Annotated in this window: 13 protein-coding genes and 1 pseudogene; 9 read left to right on the top strand and 5 right to left on the bottom strand. The window is 71.2% G+C overall.

Annotated features, from left to right (window positions below; all coding sequences use genetic code 11):
• The first annotated feature begins 43 nt into the window (after window positions 1-43).
• On the top strand, window positions 44-1,690 hold the full coding sequence (locus ACZ69Q_RS01200) for an alpha/beta hydrolase (protein ID WP_471034213.1): 1,647 nt from the start codon (window positions 44-46) through the stop codon (window positions 1,688-1,690).
• A gap of 66 nt (window positions 1,691-1,756) precedes the next feature.
• On the opposite strand, the gene hemQ is transcribed toward ACZ69Q_RS01200, so the two are convergent.
• Window positions 1,757-2,488, bottom strand: coding sequence for a hydrogen peroxide-dependent heme synthase (gene hemQ, locus ACZ69Q_RS01195; RefSeq protein WP_471034210.1), 732 nt, complete (start codon window positions 2,486-2,488; stop codon window positions 1,757-1,759).
• A 4-nt stretch (window positions 2,489-2,492) separates the two neighbouring features.
• On the bottom strand, window positions 2,493-3,953 hold the full coding sequence (gene hemG, locus ACZ69Q_RS01190) for a protoporphyrinogen oxidase (protein ID WP_471034208.1): 1,461 nt from the start codon (window positions 3,951-3,953) through the stop codon (window positions 2,493-2,495).
• Window positions 3,954-4,114: 161 nt separating this feature from the next.
• Between hemG and ACZ69Q_RS01185 the strand changes: the two genes are divergently transcribed.
• Window positions 4,115-5,107, top strand: coding sequence for a DUF4349 domain-containing protein (locus tag ACZ69Q_RS01185; protein WP_471034206.1), 993 nt, complete (start codon window positions 4,115-4,117; stop codon window positions 5,105-5,107).
• A gap of 27 nt (window positions 5,108-5,134) precedes the next feature.
• The gene (locus tag ACZ69Q_RS01180) at window positions 5,135-6,541 is read left to right on the top strand and encodes an FAD-dependent oxidoreductase (RefSeq protein ID WP_471034204.1); all 1,407 of its coding nucleotides are present in this window, start codon (window positions 5,135-5,137) and stop codon (window positions 6,539-6,541) included.
• A gap of 72 nt (window positions 6,542-6,613) precedes the next feature.
• Here the strand turns inward: ACZ69Q_RS01180 and ACZ69Q_RS01175 are convergent, their stop codons facing one another.
• Window positions 6,614-6,946, bottom strand: a complete 333-nt coding sequence (locus tag ACZ69Q_RS01175; RefSeq protein ID WP_471034201.1) for a hypothetical protein — start codon at window positions 6,944-6,946, stop codon at window positions 6,614-6,616.
• Window positions 6,947-7,080: 134 nt separating this feature from the next.
• Between ACZ69Q_RS01175 and ACZ69Q_RS01170 the strand changes: the two genes are divergently transcribed.
• On the top strand, window positions 7,081-7,905 hold the full coding sequence (locus ACZ69Q_RS01170) for a rhomboid family intramembrane serine protease (RefSeq protein WP_471034195.1): 825 nt from the start codon (window positions 7,081-7,083) through the stop codon (window positions 7,903-7,905).
• A 6-nt stretch (window positions 7,906-7,911) separates the two neighbouring features.
• Here the strand turns inward: ACZ69Q_RS01170 and hemE are convergent, their stop codons facing one another.
• Window positions 7,912-8,967, bottom strand: a complete 1,056-nt coding sequence (hemE, locus tag ACZ69Q_RS01165; protein ID WP_471034191.1) for a uroporphyrinogen decarboxylase — start codon at window positions 8,965-8,967, stop codon at window positions 7,912-7,914.
• A gap of 104 nt (window positions 8,968-9,071) precedes the next feature.
• Between hemE and ACZ69Q_RS01160 the strand changes: the two genes are divergently transcribed.
• The 3 genes from ACZ69Q_RS01160 (at window position 9,072) to ACZ69Q_RS01150 (ending at window position 12,145) form a co-directional block, all read left to right on the top strand.
• On the top strand, window positions 9,072-9,749 hold the full coding sequence (locus ACZ69Q_RS01160) for a DUF3000 domain-containing protein (protein WP_471034187.1): 678 nt from the start codon (window positions 9,072-9,074) through the stop codon (window positions 9,747-9,749).
• 231 nt (window positions 9,750-9,980) lie between these two features.
• Window positions 9,981-10,643, top strand: coding sequence for a response regulator transcription factor (locus ACZ69Q_RS01155; protein WP_030967662.1), 663 nt, complete (start codon window positions 9,981-9,983; stop codon window positions 10,641-10,643).
• Between the two features lie 218 nt (window positions 10,644-10,861).
• Window positions 10,862-12,145, top strand: coding sequence for a ribonuclease D (locus ACZ69Q_RS01150; protein ID WP_471034180.1), 1,284 nt, complete (start codon window positions 10,862-10,864; stop codon window positions 12,143-12,145).
• A 42-nt stretch (window positions 12,146-12,187) separates the two neighbouring features.
• Here the strand turns inward: ACZ69Q_RS01150 and ACZ69Q_RS01145 are convergent.
• Window positions 12,188-12,283: pseudogene (locus ACZ69Q_RS01145) on the bottom strand (carbohydrate ABC transporter permease); the annotation flags it as partial.
• 271 nt (window positions 12,284-12,554) lie between these two features.
• Here ACZ69Q_RS01145 and ACZ69Q_RS01140 point away from each other — a divergent pair.
• Both ACZ69Q_RS01140 and ACZ69Q_RS01135 read left to right on the top strand, forming a co-directional pair.
• The gene (locus ACZ69Q_RS01140) at window positions 12,555-13,775 is read left to right on the top strand and encodes a thiolase family protein (RefSeq protein ID WP_471034176.1); all 1,221 of its coding nucleotides are present in this window, start codon (window positions 12,555-12,557) and stop codon (window positions 13,773-13,775) included.
• Entirely contained in the window at window positions 13,772-15,901 is a 2,130-nt protein-coding gene (locus ACZ69Q_RS01135) for a 3-hydroxyacyl-CoA dehydrogenase NAD-binding domain-containing protein (protein ID WP_471034173.1), read from the top strand. Before ACZ69Q_RS01140 ends, ACZ69Q_RS01135 begins: the two co-directional genes overlap by 4 nt.
• The last annotated feature ends 22 nt before the right edge of the window (window positions 15,902-15,923 follow it).

Below are 15,923 nucleotides of genomic sequence, written 5' to 3'. Positions count from 1 at the left end.
CAAATATCCCTTTTGTTGCTGCCGTGCACCGAAGGGAAACGCCATGCGAGCTACCGCCCTCTACTCGGCCGCGGGGGCCATGCTCCTGTCCGCTGTGTCCTTGGCCCCGGCCCAGAGCGCCGGGGCGGCCCCGGGGGCGGACGAGCGGGACGGCACGGCGGTGGCCGTCGCGCGCGCCGAGGCGGCCGGCATCGCCTTCGGCCGCTGCCCCAAGGAGCAGGGCCTGCCGGGCGGTGTGCGGTGCGGCACGGTGTCCGTCCCGCTGGACTACGCGCACCCCGACGGCAAGCAGATCCGGCTGCTGGTCAGCCGGGCGCAGGCCACGCACAAGGATCCGCACAACAGCAAGCGCCGGGTGCCGGGCAAGGGCGCCCTGGTCTACAACCCGGGCGGGCCGGGCGCCTCCGGCCTGCAGTTCCCGTTGATCGGGGTCATCCCGGCGTGGAAGCGGCTCGCGGCCGCGTACGACCTGGTCGGCTACGCCCCACGCGGAGTGGGGCCCTCCGCCCCGCTGTCCTGCCAGGACCCCAAGCAGTACTTCAAGGGGCCCTCGCAGGCGCCGACTTTCCCCTCGGAGGCGTACAAGAAGGAGCGCGTCGCCCGGGCGAAGGCGTACGCGCGCGGCTGCGCCAAGCGCGCCGGGAGTGCTCTTCAGCACTACAACTCCCTCAACAACGCCCGTGACCTGGACGTCCTGCGCGCCGCGCTGGGCGAGGAGAAGCTGACGTTCATGGGCGCGTCGTACGGCACCTACTTCGGCGCGCTGTACGCGCACCTCTTCCCCCAGCACGTACGGCGGATGGTGTTCGACTCCGCGGTGAACCCGGACCCGAAGCAGATCTGGTACCACAACAACCTCGCGCAGTCGGCCGCGTTCGAGGGGCGCTGGACGGACTTCCGGGAGTGGGTCGCCGAGCACGACGACGTGTACGGGCTCGGCATCACCGCCGACGAGGTGCTGGCCAACTACGAGAAGGTGCGCACCCGGCTCGCGGCGCGGCCGGCCGGCGGGAAGATCGGGCCGGGGCAGTTGCAGGAGGCGTTCCTCCAGGCCGGCTACTACGACGACTACTGGCCCTCGCGGGCGCAGGCGCTGTCGGCGTATCTGAAGGGCGACGCGAAGCCGCTGGTCGAACTGGCCACGCCGGTGACGGAGGCCGCGGCCGAGGAAGAGAACACGAACGCGGTCTACACGGCCGTGGAGTGCAACGACGCGCCCTGGCCCACGGACTGGGCGGTCTGGGACCGGGACAACACCCGGCTCGCGCGCCTCGCGCCGTTCGAGACGTGGGACAACGCGTGGATGAACCTGCCGTGCGCCTTCTGGCAGGCCCCTCGGCAGAAGCCGGTGGACGTGCGGACCGGTCCGGGTGAGCTGCCGCCGACGCTGATCCTGGCCGCCGAGCGGGACGCCGCCACGCCGTACGACGGGGCGCTGGAGATGCACCGGCGGCTCGCGGGCTCGGTCCTGGTGACCGAGCGGGACGCCGGAACGCACGGCATCGCGTACGGCCCGAACGCCTGCGTCAACGGCCACATCGACGCGTATCTGCTGGAGGGCCGTCTGCCCGCGCGGCACGCCTCGTGCGAGGGGCACCCCGAGCCCAAGCCGGAGCGGGCGGGCGAGCGCAAGGCGAAGAAGCCTGCGGCTCGGCACAAGGACCGGCACGAGAGCGCGGCCCGTCCGTAGCCGGCAGGGTCCACGCGGCGAAGCCCCGCATCCCGTCGAGGGTGCGGGGCTTCGTCGTATCTCTGCCTAGGCGAGCCCGGCGACCAGTTCGGCCACGGACTTGCGGCGGCCGGTGTAGAACGGCACCTCCTCGCGGACGTGCATCCGGGCCTCGGATGCACGCAGGTGACGCATGAGGTCGACGATGCGGTAGAGCTCGTCGGCCTCGAAGGCGAGGATCCACTCGTAGTCGCCCAGCGAGAACGAGGCGACGGTGTTGGCGCGGACGTCCGGGTAACCGCGGGCCATCTTGCCGTGGTCGGCGAGCATGCGGCGGCGGTCCTCGTCGGGCAGCAGGTACCAGTCGTAGGAGCGCACGAAGGGGTAGACGCTGACGTAGTTGCGCGGCGTCTCGTCGGCGAGGAACGCCGGGATGTGCGAGCGGTTGAACTCGGCGGGGCGGTGCAGCGCCATGTTCGACCAGACCGGCTCGAGCGCGCGGCCCAGCTTCGTGCGACGGAAGAGGTTGTACGCGTCCTGGAGCTGGTCGCTGGTCTCGGCGTGCCACCAGATCATGACGTCGGCGTCGGCGCGCAGGCCGGACACGTCGTAGGTGCCGCGGATCGTCACGTCCTTGGCGGCGAGCTGGTCGAACAGCTCCTGGACCTCGTCGGCGTAGCCCGCGCGGTCCTCGGGGAGCACGTCCTTCAGCTTGAAGACGGACCAGAGGGTGTAGCGGATGACCTCGTTGAGGTCCTTGGCCAGCTTGCCCTTGTTCGGGATCCTGCCGGACTCGGTGGTGGAGGCGTCGTCACTCATGCCCCTATTCTCCCGCTCCGCCGTGCAGACTCTGCACCGGGTTGGCGGTGAGCTCCCGCAGGCCGCTCAGGTCTCCGTCCAGTTGGTCCACCGCGGCGTACGCGCTCGCGATGCACGCCGGGATGCCCACGCCGTCGTACTGCGCGCCGCACACCGCGAGGCCCGGCACCTTGGCGATGTGCTCGCGGACGCGGGCCACGCGCGCGTGGTGGCCGACCGGGTACTGGGGCAGGCCGTCGGTCCAGCGGGTGACCCGGGTCTCCAGGGGCGTGGCGTCGAGGCCGGTGGCCTCCTTCAGGTCCCGGCGTGAGACGTCGACGAGGTCGGCGTCCTCGCGGCCCAGGATCTCCGTCTCGCCGTACCGCCCGACGGAGGTGCGCAGGACGATCGTGTCCGGGTCCTCGTCGGCGATCCAGCCCCACTTCTGGGATGCGAACGTCGACGCCTTGATGGTGCGCCCGTCGACCGGCGGCACGAGGAAGCCGCTGCCCGCCGGGAGGCCGGCGTCGCTGCGGCGGTAGGCGAGGGTGATCAGGGCCATGGAGGCGTACTCGACGCCGGCCAGCTCGGCGGCTGCCCCGGGCACCTCGGCGCGCAGCAGGGCGGCGGCGGCAGCGGCAGGGACGGCGACGACGACCGCGTCGGCGCGCAGCACCCGGTCTCCGGCGACGACGCGCCAGCCGCCGGACGCCTCGCGGCGCAGCTCGGTCACCGGCGCCCCGGTCACGATCTCGCCGCCCCGCGCGCGCACCGACTCCGCGACGGCGAGCGGGAGCCCGCCCACGCCGCCCTCGATGCCCATGAACACCGGCCCGGTCTGCTGGTTGGCGGCGGCCTTGGCCTGGATCTCGCGAACCGCTTCGGTGAGCGAGTCGTGGGTCCGCGCGGCCTGGTAGAGCTGCGGGACCGCCGAGCGCATCGAGATGCGGTACGCGTCGCCCGCGTAGACGCCGCCCAGCAGGGGCTCGACGAGGCGGTCGACGACCTCGCGGCCGAGGCGCGTCGCCACGTACGCGCCGACCGCCACGTCGTCCCCGACCTCCGTGCGCGGCAGTTCGGCGTCGCGCTCGATGCGGGCCAGCCCTTCGTCGGACAGGACTCCGGCGAGCGCGACGGCGGTACCGGGGACGCCCATCACATGCCCCTTGGGCATGGGGCGCAGAGCACCGCGGGTCCAGATCGACGCGGTCGCGGTGGCGGGCGGCTGAAGGCGCTCGGCGAGGCCCACCTCGCGCGCGAGGGCGATCGCCTCGGGGCGGCGGGCCAGCATCGACTCGGCGCCGAGGTCCACACGCACGCCCGCGATCTCGCCGGGCAGCAGCTTGCCGCCGAGCCGGTCCGAGGCCTCCAGGACGGTCACGTCCCGGCCGGCGTCCAGCAGGCGATGGGCCGCGGCGAGCCCCGCGATACCGCCCCCGATGACGACGACCCGGCCCGTTTCCGTACGCGTCTCCACTTCGTGCATGTCCACAGCCTCTCAGACCCCGCTGACAACCCTCCGCGCCCCGGTGTCCTTCACGAGTCCCGACCGTGACCGCATCGGGACCGTTTCCCGCCAACGTTTCGCACGACCCCGGCGTCGAAGAAGCATCAGTCGTCACGACGACCCCCGGGGGGTACGCCCACATGCGCACACGACGTTCCGCACGACCAGTTCAAGCCCTGGCCGGCCTCCTGCTGGCCAGCGCCCTCGCGCTCACCGGTTGCAGCGCCGCGAACGACTCGGGGGGCGACAGCAAGGCCGCCGCCGGCGAGGCCGCCCAGGCGGACTCCGACGGAGGCGCGAAGGAAGGCGCGCCCGGCACCGGCTCCGACGCGGGCCGGGCCACCACCGCGCCGGCCAAGCTCCCCGCCGCCCACATCATCCGCACCGCCTCGCTGACCGTGCAGGTCAAGGACGTACCGAAGGCCCTCGACGGGGCCCGTACGACCATCGAGAACGCGGGCGGCTACGTCGGCAACGAGACCACCACCCGCGACGAGGAGGGCCACGAGCACACCCGCGTCGTGCTGCGCGTGCCGGTCGACAGGTACGCCGAGGTCCTCGCGGACCTGGAGGGCGCGGGCAAGCTGATCGAGCGCAGCGCCAAGGCGCAGGACGTCACCGACCAGGTCGTGGACGTGGACAGCCGCATCAAGTCGCAGCAGGCCAGCGTGGCCCGGATCCGCGAGCTGATGGACCAGGCGACCAAGCTCAGCGACGTGGTGACGCTGGAGGGCGAGCTGAGCCGCCGGCAGGCCGACCTGGAGTCGCTGCTGGCCCAGCAGGCGTCCCTGAAGGACCGCACGAGCCTCGCGACGATCTCGCTGACCCTCTCCGAGACGCCGGTGAAGAAGGCCGCGAAGGACGACGACCCGGGCTTCCTGGACGCGCTCGCGGGTGGCTGGAACGCGTTCGTGACGATGCTGCGCTGGATCGCGGTGGCGCTCGGCGCGGTGCTGCCGTTCGCGGCGGTCGCGGCGCTCATCGTGCTGCTGTGGCTGAAGGTCCTGCGGCCTCGGCTGCCGCGCCGCCCGGCGACCGCGCCCGCGACCACCGCGCTCGGCCCGCTGCCGACGGCCCGCACCGCACCGCGTCCCACGCCCGCGGGAGACGAGCAGAGCGGCGAGCAGGACTGAAATTCCCTGCCCCCGTAGCGTGTTCGCATGAACATGAGCGCTGCGAGGGATGTGCCGGGCAAGCGGGAGCGGCTGGTGGTGATCGGCGGCGACGCCGCGGGGATGTCCGCGGCGTCGCAGGCGCGCCGCCTGAAGAACGCCGAGGAGCTGGAGATCGTGGCCTTCGAACGCGGCCACTTCACCTCCTTCTCGGCGTGCGGCATCCCGTACTGGGTGGGCGGCGAAGTACCCGAACGGGATCGGCTCATCGCCCGTACGGCCGAGGAGCACCGGGCGCGGGACATCGATCTGCGCATGCGGACGGAGGTCGTGGAGATCGACGTGGCCGGCGGCCGGGTACGCGCGCGTGACGTCGATTCCGGCGCCGAGTCCTGGACGTCGTACGACAAGCTCGTGATCGCGACAGGCGCCCGTCCGATCCGCCCCGACATGCCGGGCGCCGACGCCCCCGGCGTGCACGGCGTGCAGACCCTCGACGACGGCCAGGGGCTGATCGACCGGCTGGCACGCACGCGTGGCCGTCGCGCGGTGGTCGTCGGCGCCGGCTACATCGGCGTGGAGATGGCCGAGGCGCTCATCAACCGCGGCTACGAGGTGACGGTCGTCAACCGCGGCAGCGAACCGATGTCCACCCTCGACCCGGACATGGGCCGCATGGTGCACGAGGCCATGGAGGGACTCGGCATCACCATGGTCAACGACGCCGAGGTCACCAAGATCCTCACCGGAGAGGACGGCGGCGTCCGCGCGGTCGTCACCGACGACGCCGAGTACCCGGCGGACGTGGTGGTCCTCGGCATCGGAGTCCGCCCGGAAACCGCCCTCGCGCGGGCCGCGGGCCTCCCTCTCGGCGACCACGGCGGCCTCCTCACCGACCTCGCCATGCGGGTCCGCGGCCACGAGAACATCTGGGCGGGCGGCGACTGCGTCGAGGTCCTCGACCTGGTCTCCGGCCGGGAACGCCACGTCCCCCTCGGCACCCACGCCAACAAGCACGGCCAGATCATCGGCACGAACGCCGTCGGCGGCTACGCCACGTTCCCCGGCGTGGTCGGCACGGCCGTCAGCAAGGTCTGCGACCTGGAGATCGCCCGAACGGGCCTGCGCGAGAAGGACGCGCGCAGGGCGGGCCTGCAGTACGTGACGGCCACCATCGACTCCACGAGCCGCGCCGGTTACTACCCGGGCGCCTCCGTCATGACGGTCAAGATGCTCGCCGAACGCCGCACGGGACGCCTGCTGGGCGTGCAGATCGTGGGCCGCGAGGGCGCGGCAAAGAGGGTCGACATCGCGGCGGTGGCCCTGACGGCCGGTATGACGGTGGAACAGATGACGTCCCTGGACCTGGGCTACGCGCCCCCGTTCTCCCCGGTCTGGGACCCGGTCCTGGTAGCGGCCCGAAAGGCGGCGAAGGCGGTACAGCAGCCGACCTGAAGGGGCGCGGGGAACTGCGCGACCAGCCACAACGGACCCGCACCCGCCGAACGACCCACACCCCCCCGGCGGCTAGGCGGATCCGTTGATCCTCTCGATGGCCTGCCGAGCCTGCTCGGCCGGCGGCCGCGACGGCAACGAGGAAACGGACGCACTCACACTCGGCGGCATGGCGGCAGCGGGCTGCTCCCCCGCCGGCTTCGCATGCGCCGCGGCCGGCCGAGCGGACCGCAGCCGATGACTCACGGCCTCGTCCAGCGTCACCGGCCGCTGCATCTGCGACGCGAGCCGTCCGGCCTCCTGCCCCAGCCGCGCCACGTCTTCCCACGGCAGCCGCACCACCAACGCGATCTCGGCCTCCCCGTCGGGCAACGCGTGAATCGGAGGATTAACTCGGTCGTTCATCGCCTGTTCCTCACGTAGACCCCGCGACCCGCCTTCCCCGTGCCGCGGGCGGTTGTCGACACATACGCAAGCCGCCACACCCCCGTTCACCCCGTACACCGATTCGCCGCACGGATCCCGGGCAGATACCAGTCGTGGTCATCCCCGTCCATGACGTGAACCCGGTGCGCCGCACCCCTTGGGTGACATACGCGCTGATCGCCGCGAACGTCCTCGTCTTCCTGTCCACGCCCGGCATAGCCGGCTCCGTGTCCGGTGAGAGCGACCTGGCCCAGCTATGCCATCTGCACGCGTTCCTGGACCACTACGCGGCGGTGCCGCGGGAGTTGATCCACAACCAGTTGCCGGGGGTGGTCCCGACGGGCGACGTCGCCGTGGGCCCGAACGGCCCCGGCTGTGTGATCGGCGCGCCGGACTACGACAAGTCCCCCACCCTGTCGGTCTTCACCGCGATGTTCCTGCACGGCAGTTGGCTGCACCTGCTGGGGAACATGCTCTTCCTGCTGATCTTCGGCAACAACATCGAGGACCGCATGGGCCACGTGCGGTACTTCCTCTTCTACGTCGTCTGCGGCTACGCGGCCTCGTACGGCTTCGCGTTCCTCAACGAGGACTCGGCCGACCCCCTGATCGGCGCCTCCGGGGCCATCGCGGGCGTCCTGGGCGCCTATCTCGTGCTGTATCCGAAGGCCAGGGTGTGGGTGCTGGTGCCGTTCCTGATCTTCCTGCCGCTGCGGCTGCCCGCCTGGCTGGTGCTCGGCTTCTGGTTCGTGCTCCAGGCCGCGTACTCGTCCGGCGAGGGTGTCTCCGACGCGGGCACGGTGGCGTACGCGGCGCACATCGTCGGCTTCCTCGCGGGCATGCTGCTCGCCTGGCCGCTCAAGCCGGGGACACCGCCGCCGCCGGAGCCGCGCGGCCTGCTGTTCGGCAGACGGGCACGGCCACGGCAGTCGTGGTGAGCGTTTCTAGCGGGCCGTCTGCGTGTGGACGTACTCGACGAGCCGGGTCAGGGCGTCCGGGTCGGTGGACGGCATGACGCCGTGGCCGAGGTTGAAGACGTGTCCCTCCAGGCCGGCCGCGGCGTCCAGCACCTCGCGGGTCTTTGCCTCGACCGCCTCGGTGGTGGCGAAGAGGACGGTCGGGTCGAGGTTGCCCTGGAGCGCCTTGCCGGGGCCGACGCGGCGGGCGGCCTCGTCGAGCGGGACGCGCCAGTCGACGCCGACGACGTCCGCGCCGGCCTCGCCCATGAGCTTCAGCAGTTCACCGGTGCCGACGCCGAAGTGGATGCGCGGGACGCCGTACCCGGCGACGGCGTCGAAGACCTTCACGGAGGCGGGCATCACCGAGCGGCGGTAGTCGGCGGGAGCGAGGGCGCCGGCCCAGGAGTCGAAGAGCTGGACGGCGGAGGCGCCGGCCTCGATCTGCACCTTCAGGAAGGCCGCCGTGATGTCGGCGAGGCGGTCGAGCAGGTCGGCCCACAGCTCCGGGTCGCCGTACATCATCGCCTTGGCGTTCTCGTACGTGCGCGACGGACCGCCCTCGACGAGGTAACTCGCGAGGGTGAATGGCGCGCCGGCGAAACCGATGAGCGGGGTGGCGCCGAGCTCACCGGTGAGCAGGCCGATGGCCTCGGTGACGTAGGAGACGTCCTCGGGCGTGAGGTCGCGCAGTTGGGCCAGGTCGGCGCGGGTGCGGATGGGGCGCTCGACGACCGGGCCGACGCCGGGCTTGATGTCGAGGTCGATGCCGATGGCCTTCAGCGGCACGACGATGTCGCTGAAGTAGATCGCCGCGTCCACGTCGTGCCTGCGCACGGGCTGGAGGGTGATCTCGGTGACCAGCTCGGGCCGCATGCAGGACTCCAGCATGCCGATGCCCTCGCGCACCTTGCGGTACTCGGGAAGGGAGCGCCCGGCCTGCCGCATGAACCACACCGGCGTGTGCGGCACGGGCTCGCGCCTGCACGCTTTGAGGAAAGCGGAGTCGTACGTGGCTGACGGCGGCGTCTGGTTGGCACTCACGGAGGCAAGTCTCGCACGGCCGCGAAGGCCCGAGCGCCGGGGTTGCCGTGTTGTCCGGGTGTCCCTCCCTGCACGAAGCCGCCGTTCCCCTTAATCTTCCCGGCATGGCTGCGGCTCAGGGAAGACTGTCGGACGGCACTGGCGGAATGGATGACGCGAAGGAGGCCGGGGAGGGGGACCGGCATTCGCACAGTACGGCTCCAGCGGCTTTCCGGGCCGCTGTCGAGGCGCTGCGGGCGAGTCGTCTGCGGCCGCAGATCGAGGTGGAGCAGACCAAGGCGCCCCAGCGCCTGGCCCCGTACGCGTACGCGCTGGAGGCGGCGGTCGTCGACGGCGACCAGGACCTGGCCGACGGCCGGCTGGTGCTGCTGCACGACCCGGCGGGGCACGACGCCTGGCAGGGCGCCTTCCGGCTGGTGACGCTGGTGCGCGCGGAGCTGGAGCCGGAGATGGCCGCCGACCCGCTGCTGCCCGAGGTGTGCTGGTCGTGGCTGACCGGCGCGCTCCAGGCGCGCGGGCTGTCGTACGGCGAGCCGAGCGGCACCGTCACGCGTGCGAGCTCCCACTACTTCGGCGGCCTGTCCGAGCGTCCGGCGGCCTCGCAGATCGAGATCCGTGCCTCCTGGACCCCGCGCGAGGGCCTGGGCGGCGTCCCGGACACCGCGGCCCATCTGGCGTCCTGGTGCGATCTGCTGGCCCAGATCGCGGGCCTGCCGCCGGCCGGCCCGGGGGACGCGTCGGTGGTGACGCTGCCGCAGCGCCGCGACCCTCAGTCCCGGTAAACAGGCACGGCACTCGACGGCCGGAAGCTTGACCGTCACTTTGTCGATACGGCCACTTTCGGTCAGGAAATAGTCCATGATCGACGCGTTTTACTCACCTAACGATCGACCACGTGTCCGAATTGCCCCAATTGTTACTCACTAAATCGTGATCTTTCCCTAAAGGGCCAGAGGTTTGGTGCCGAAGACGACTGTGACCTTGAAAGCCGTCCCCGCACCCCAGGAGGCCCGGTGTCCGTTCTCCTCGAGCAGCCCGCAAGCCTGGTCGCCTACCGCCCGAACAAGCCGACCGCAATGGTGGTCGTGGCCGACCCCCGCGTCCGCTCCACCGTCACCCGACATCTCTGGGCACTCGGTGTGCGCGATGTCATCGAGGCCTCGTCCATCGCGGAGGCCCGCCCCCGCGTCGGCAACCCCCGCGACATCTGCGTCGCCGACGTCCATCTGCCCGACGGATCCGGCCTCACCCTCCTGTCGGAGACCCGTGCCGCGGGCTGGCCGAACGGCCTCGCCCTGTCCGCCGCCGACGACATCGGCGCCGTGCGCAACGCCCTCGCGGGCGGTGTGAAGGGCTACGTAGTCACCGGTACCCGCACCAACGTCGGGCTCCCCACCCGCCCCGGTGCCGCTCCCATCGGCGCCGCCGCCGCCCGTATGCACCGTCGCCACCCGGGTGCCCCGAGCCACCCGGGCGGCTACCGCGAACTGTCCGGCCGTGAGGTCGAGGTACTGCGGCTGGTGGCGGAGGGCCAGTCGAACAAGGCGATCGGCGTCTCGATGGGCCTGTCCGCCCTGACCGTCAAGAGCCACCTCGCCCGCATCGCCCGCAAGCTGGGCACCGGCGACCGCGCCGGTATGGTCGCCGTGGCGCTGCGCACCGGCATCATCCACTGAGCCCGCCACCACCGAGCCGCCGCCACCGAGACCCGCCGCTACCGATTCAACGCTTGATCATTCACTGACGTGAACAGGATCGGCCGCTGATCCCCTCCTCGTCCCCCACCCACCGTGAGCCGGATCCTGCGCTTGACTGACTGGTTTACGACCCTCGGGCGCCCGCCGACGGAACGTTCCGTCGGCGGGCGCTGTCCATACACAGATACCCTTGACATGTGACCGACGCCCAAGAAACCGCAGCAGACAGTTCACTGCGAACCACCGGAGGCGCCCCTCCGGAAGACGACGGATCTTCTGTTACGGAGGCGCCGATCCCTTTGCTGGAGCCCCGCGAGGGCATTCCGCCCGTGATCGCCGACGAGGCCGCGCTCGCCGAGGTGATCGCCGCCTTCACCGCGGGCTCGGGCCCCGTCGCCGTCGACGCCGAACGCGCGTCCGGCTACCGCTACGGCCAGCGCGCCTATCTGGTGCAGTTGCGCCGCGCGGGCGCGGGGTCCGCCCTGATCGACCCCGTGGCCTGTCCCGATCTGTCCGGCCTCGGCGAGGCGCTGTCCGGAGTGGAGTGGGTGCTGCACGCCGCCACCCAGGATCTGCCCTGCCTGCGTGAGATAGGCATGGTGCCGACGCGGCTGTTCGACACCGAGCTGGCCGGACGGCTCGCCGGCTTCCCCAGGGTCGGCCTCGGCGCGATGGTCGAGAGCGTGCTCGGGTTCGTCCTGGAGAAGGGGCACTCGGCCGTCGACTGGTCGACCCGGCCGCTGCCGGAGCCCTGGCTGCGGTACGCCACGCTGGACGTCGAGCTGCTCGTGGACCTGCGCGACGCCCTGGAGAAGGAGCTCGACCGGCAGGGGAAGCTGGAGTGGGCCCGCCAGGAGTTCGACGCCATCGCGTCCGCGCCGCCCGCCGAGCCGCGCAAGGATCCCTGGCGGCGGACGTCCGGGATGCACAAGGTGCGCAGACGCCGGCAGCTCGGCGTGGTGCGGGAGCTGTGGCAGACGCGGGACCGCATCGCCCAGAAGCGGGATGTGTCGCCCGGCAAGGTGCTCAGCGACGCTGCCATCGTCGAGGCCGCGCTCGCCGTGCCCGGCAATGTGCATGCCCTGGCCGCGCTCAACGGCTTCGGGCACCGGATGGGGCGGCGCCAGCTCGAGCAGTGGCAGGCCGCGGTCGACCGTGCGAAGGCCCTGACCGAGGCGCAGTTGCCGGCGCCCGGGCAGCCCGTTGCGGGGCCGCCTCCGCCGCGGGCGTGGGCGGACAAGGATCCGGCCGCCGCCGCTCGGCTCTCCGCCGCCCGGGCCGCGGTTTCCACGCTGGCCGAGCAGCTCAACATGCCTCAGGAGAACGTGATCACTCCGGACACCGTGCGGCGGGTCTGCTGGGAGCCGCCTAAGGAGGTGAGCGCGGAGACGGTCGCCGAGGCGCTGGCCGGCCACGGGGCTCGTCCCTGGCAGGTCGAGCAGGTCACGCCGGTTCTGGTGGCCGCCCTGTCCGCCGAGTAGCGGGGCCGCCCGCGCCCTGGGTTCTCAACGCGTCGCTCCTGGGACCGCTCCTGCCGAGATCGTTTCCCAGTGGGCGCCGAACGGTCCTGTGAAGCGGAACGGCGACGTCGAGATCACGCCAAGATCTTCCGAGGGCATGGGGCGATGGCCTAGCGGCTCGTCATGCCGGGGTGCACAGCGCCGGTTCGGTGAGGTTGCGTACGGGGCTGCGGGTGCGTTGTGGCCGGTCGCGCAGTTCCCCGCGCCCCCATCGGGGCGCTCGGCCACCACCCGCTCGTGTGTGACCTTCGCCGCTCCACCCTCCAGGACTGTGCAGCTACGTTACTCATAAGTAGCATGGGCCTGAGCGCGCGCTCAGCGCTTGCGTGCCGCAGCAGTGCAGATCCCGCACCTCTGGAGGAGAGCCATCGTGCCTCGTACCGTCAGGGACGTCGTCTTCGTCGACGGCGTCCGCACCCCGTTCGGCAAGGCGGGCCCGAAGGGCATCTACCACGAGACTCGCGCCGACGACCTCGTCGTGAAGGCGATCCGGGAGCTGCTGCGCCGCAACCCCGGTCTCGACGCGAAGCAGATCGACGAGGTCGCCATCGCCGCGACCACGCAGATCGGTGACCAGGGCCTGACCATCGGCCGTACGGCCGGCATCCTCGCCGGTCTGCCCCAGTCGGTGCCCGGCTACTCCATCGACCGTATGTGTGCCGGCGCCCTGACCGCCGTCACCTCGGTCGCCGGTTCGGTCGCCTTCGGTGCGTACGACATCGCCATCGCCGGTGGTGTCGAGCACATGGGCCGCCACCCCATGGGCGAGGGCGTGGACCCCAACCCGCGCTTCGTCAGCGAGAAGCTGGTCGACGAGTCCGCCCTGTTCATGGGCATGACGGCGGAGAACCTGCACGACCGCTACCCGCACATCACCAAGCTGCGTGCCGACGAGTACGCGGTGCGTTCGCAGGAGAAGGCCGCCAAGGCGTACGCCAACGGCAAGATCCAGGCCGACCTGGTCCCGATCTCCGTGCGCCGTACGAACCCCGAGGCCGGCGAGACGGGCTGGGGCCTGGTCACCGCCGACGAGCCGATGCGCCCGGGCACCACGCTGGAGAACCTCTCCGGTCTGAAGACCCCGTTCCGCGTCCACGGCCGGGTCACCGCCGGTAACGCGGCCGGTCTGAACGACGGCGCCACCGCCTCGCTCATCGCGTCCGAGGACTTCGCCCGCGAGAACAACCTCCCGGTGAAGATGCGCCTGGTCTCCTACGCCTTCGCGGGCGTCGAGCCGGAGGTCATGGGCTACGGCCCGATCCCGGCCACGGAGAAGGCCCTCGCCAAGGCGGGCCTCGACATCTCCGAGATCGGCCTGTTCGAGATCAACGAGGCCTTCGCCGTCCAGGTCCTGGCCTTCCTCGACCACTACGGCATCGCGGACGACGACGAGCGCGTCAACCAGTACGGCGGCGCCATCGCCTTCGGCCACCCGCTCGCCTCCTCCGGCGTCCGTCTGATGACGCAGCTTGCCCGCCAGTTCGAGGAGCAGCCCAACGTCCGCTACGGCCTGACCACCATGTGCGTCGGCTTCGGCATGGGCGCGACGGTCATCTGGGAGAACCCGAACTTCGACGGAGGCAGCAAGTGAGCACCACCGCTGAGCTTTTGAAGGGTGCGGCCGAGCTGTTCCCCGACGAGGTCGTGACGTCGGCGCACGTACGCCACCTCGACCTGCCGTTCGGCGCCGGGCGCTTCGCGCTCATCACGCTGGACAACGGCTTCGACCACACCAAGCCGACCACCTTCGGCCCGGCCTCGCTGGCGAACCTCAACATCGCCATCGACCAGGTCGAGAAGGAGGCCGCGGACGGCGACATCGTCGGCGTCGGCATCACCGGCAAGCCGTTCATCTTCGCCGTCGGCGCCGACCTCAAGGGCGTCGAGCTGCTGAAGGAGCACAAGGACGCGCTGGCCATCGGCAAGGGCGGCCACGAGGTCTTCAAGCGGCTGTCGGCCCTCGCCGTGCCGACCTTCGCGTACTACAACGGCGCCGCGATGGGCGGTGGCGTCGAGGTCGGTCTGCACTGCAAGTACCGCACCGTCTCGAAGGCGCTGCCCGCCTTCTCGCTCCCCGAGGTGTTCCTGGGCCTGGTTCCCGGCTGGGGCGGCTGCACGATCCTGCCGAACCTGATCGGCGCCGACAAGGCCGTCCAGGTGATCATCGAGAACAGCCTCAACCAGAACAAGCAGCTCAAGGGCCAGCAGGTCTTCGACCTGGGCATCGCCGACGCCATCTTCGAGGGCGCCGACTTCCTGGAGCAGTCGCTGATCTGGACCGCGAACGTCCTCAAGGGCGACGTCGAGGTCGAGCGTCCGGTCATCGACCGCGGTGAGGGCTGGGACCAGGCCGTCGCCAAGGGCCGCTTCATCGCGGACTCGAAGGTGCACGGCGCCGCTCCGGCCGCCTACCGCGCCCTCGACATCATCGCCGCCGCCAAGAACGGCGACCTCCAGCAGGGCTACGACGCCGAGGACAAGGCGCTCGCCGACCTGATCATGGGTGGCGAGCTGCGGTCCGGCATCTACGCCTTCAACCTGGTGCAGAAGCGCGGCAAGCGCCCGGCCGGCGCCCCGGACAAGAACCTGGCCCGTCCGGTCACCAAGGTCGGTGTCGTCGGCGCCGGTCTGATGGCCTCCCAGCTCGCGCTGCTCTTCCTGCGCCGCCTGGAGGTCCCGGTCGTCCTCACGGACATCGACCAGGAGCGCGTCGACAAGGGTGTGGGCTACGTCCACGCCGAGATCGAGAAGCTGCTCGGCAAGGGCCGTATCAACCAGGACAAGGCCAACCGCCTCAAGGCCCTGGTGACCGGTGTCCTGGACAAGGCCGAGGGCTTCGCCGACGCGGACTTCATCATCGAGGCCGTGTTCGAGGAGATCGGCGTCAAGCAGCAGGTGTTCGCGGAGGTCGAGGCGGTCGCCCCGGCGCACGCGATCTTCGCGACGAACACCTCCTCCCTCTCCGTCTCGGAGATGGCGTCGAAGCTTCAGCACCCCGAGCGGGTCGTCGGCTTCCACTTCTTCAACCCGGTCGCGGTCCTGCCGCTGCTCGAGATCGTCCGCGGCGAGAAGACGGACGACGCCGCGCTGGCCACGGCCTTCGCCGTCGCCAAGAAGCTGAAGAAGACCGCGGTCCTCACCAAGGACGCCCCGGCGTTCGTCGTGAACCGCATCCTCACCCGCTTCATGGGCGAGATCCAGAACGTCATCGACGAGGGCACCCCGGTCGAGGTGGCGGAGAAGGCGGTGGAGCCCCTGGGCCTGCCGATGTCCCCGCTGGTGCTCCTCGAGCTGGTCGGTCCCGCGATCGGTCTGCACGTCTCGGAGACCCTCAACCGGGCCTTCCCGGACCGCTTCACGGTCTCCCCGAACCTCGCGGCCGTCGTCAAGGCGGGCAAGCGCGGCTTCTACGTCTACGACTCCGGCAAGCCGGAGCTGGACCCCGAGGTCGCCGCGCTGCTGAAGCAGGGCGACTCCGTGCTGACCGAGGAGCAGGTCCGCGACCGTGTCCTGGACGCGGTGGCCCAGGAGATCGGCCTGATGCTCGACGAGGGCGTCGTCGCCGAGGCCCAGGACATCGACCTCTGCCTGATCACGGGCGCCGGCTGGCCCTTCCACCTGGGCGGCATCACGCCGTACCTGGACCGCGAGGGTGTCTCCGAGCGCGTGAACGGCAAGAAGTTCCTGGCGCCGGGCGTGGCGAGCGTCCCGGCGTAAGCGCCTCGCAGTGAACGCCGGT

The sequence above is a fragment of the Streptomyces sp. NPDC036764 genome (assembly GCF_055609385.1).
Note: the sequence above shows the minus strand (reverse complement) of the source record. Positions and strands in the feature narration are given on the sequence as shown.

Bases quoted from the DNA above. Each gene is read 5' to 3' on its own strand.
- ACZ69Q_RS01200 (WP_471034213.1), top strand. From the start codon at position 44: ATGCGAGCTACCGCCCTCTACTCGGCCGCGGGGGCCATGCTCCTGTCC.
- hemQ (WP_471034210.1), bottom strand. From the start codon at position 2,488: ATGAGTGACGACGCCTCCACCACCGAGTCCGGCAGGATCCCGAACAAG.
- hemG (WP_471034208.1), bottom strand. From the start codon at position 3,953: ATGCACGAAGTGGAGACGCGTACGGAAACGGGCCGGGTCGTCGTCATC.
- ACZ69Q_RS01185 (WP_471034206.1), top strand. From the start codon at position 4,115: ATGCGCACACGACGTTCCGCACGACCAGTTCAAGCCCTGGCCGGCCTC.
- ACZ69Q_RS01180 (WP_471034204.1), top strand. From the start codon at position 5,135: ATGAACATGAGCGCTGCGAGGGATGTGCCGGGCAAGCGGGAGCGGCTG.
- ACZ69Q_RS01175 (WP_471034201.1), bottom strand. From the start codon at position 6,946: ATGAACGACCGAGTTAATCCTCCGATTCACGCGTTGCCCGACGGGGAG.
- ACZ69Q_RS01160 (WP_471034187.1), top strand. From the start codon at position 9,072: ATGGCTGCGGCTCAGGGAAGACTGTCGGACGGCACTGGCGGAATGGAT.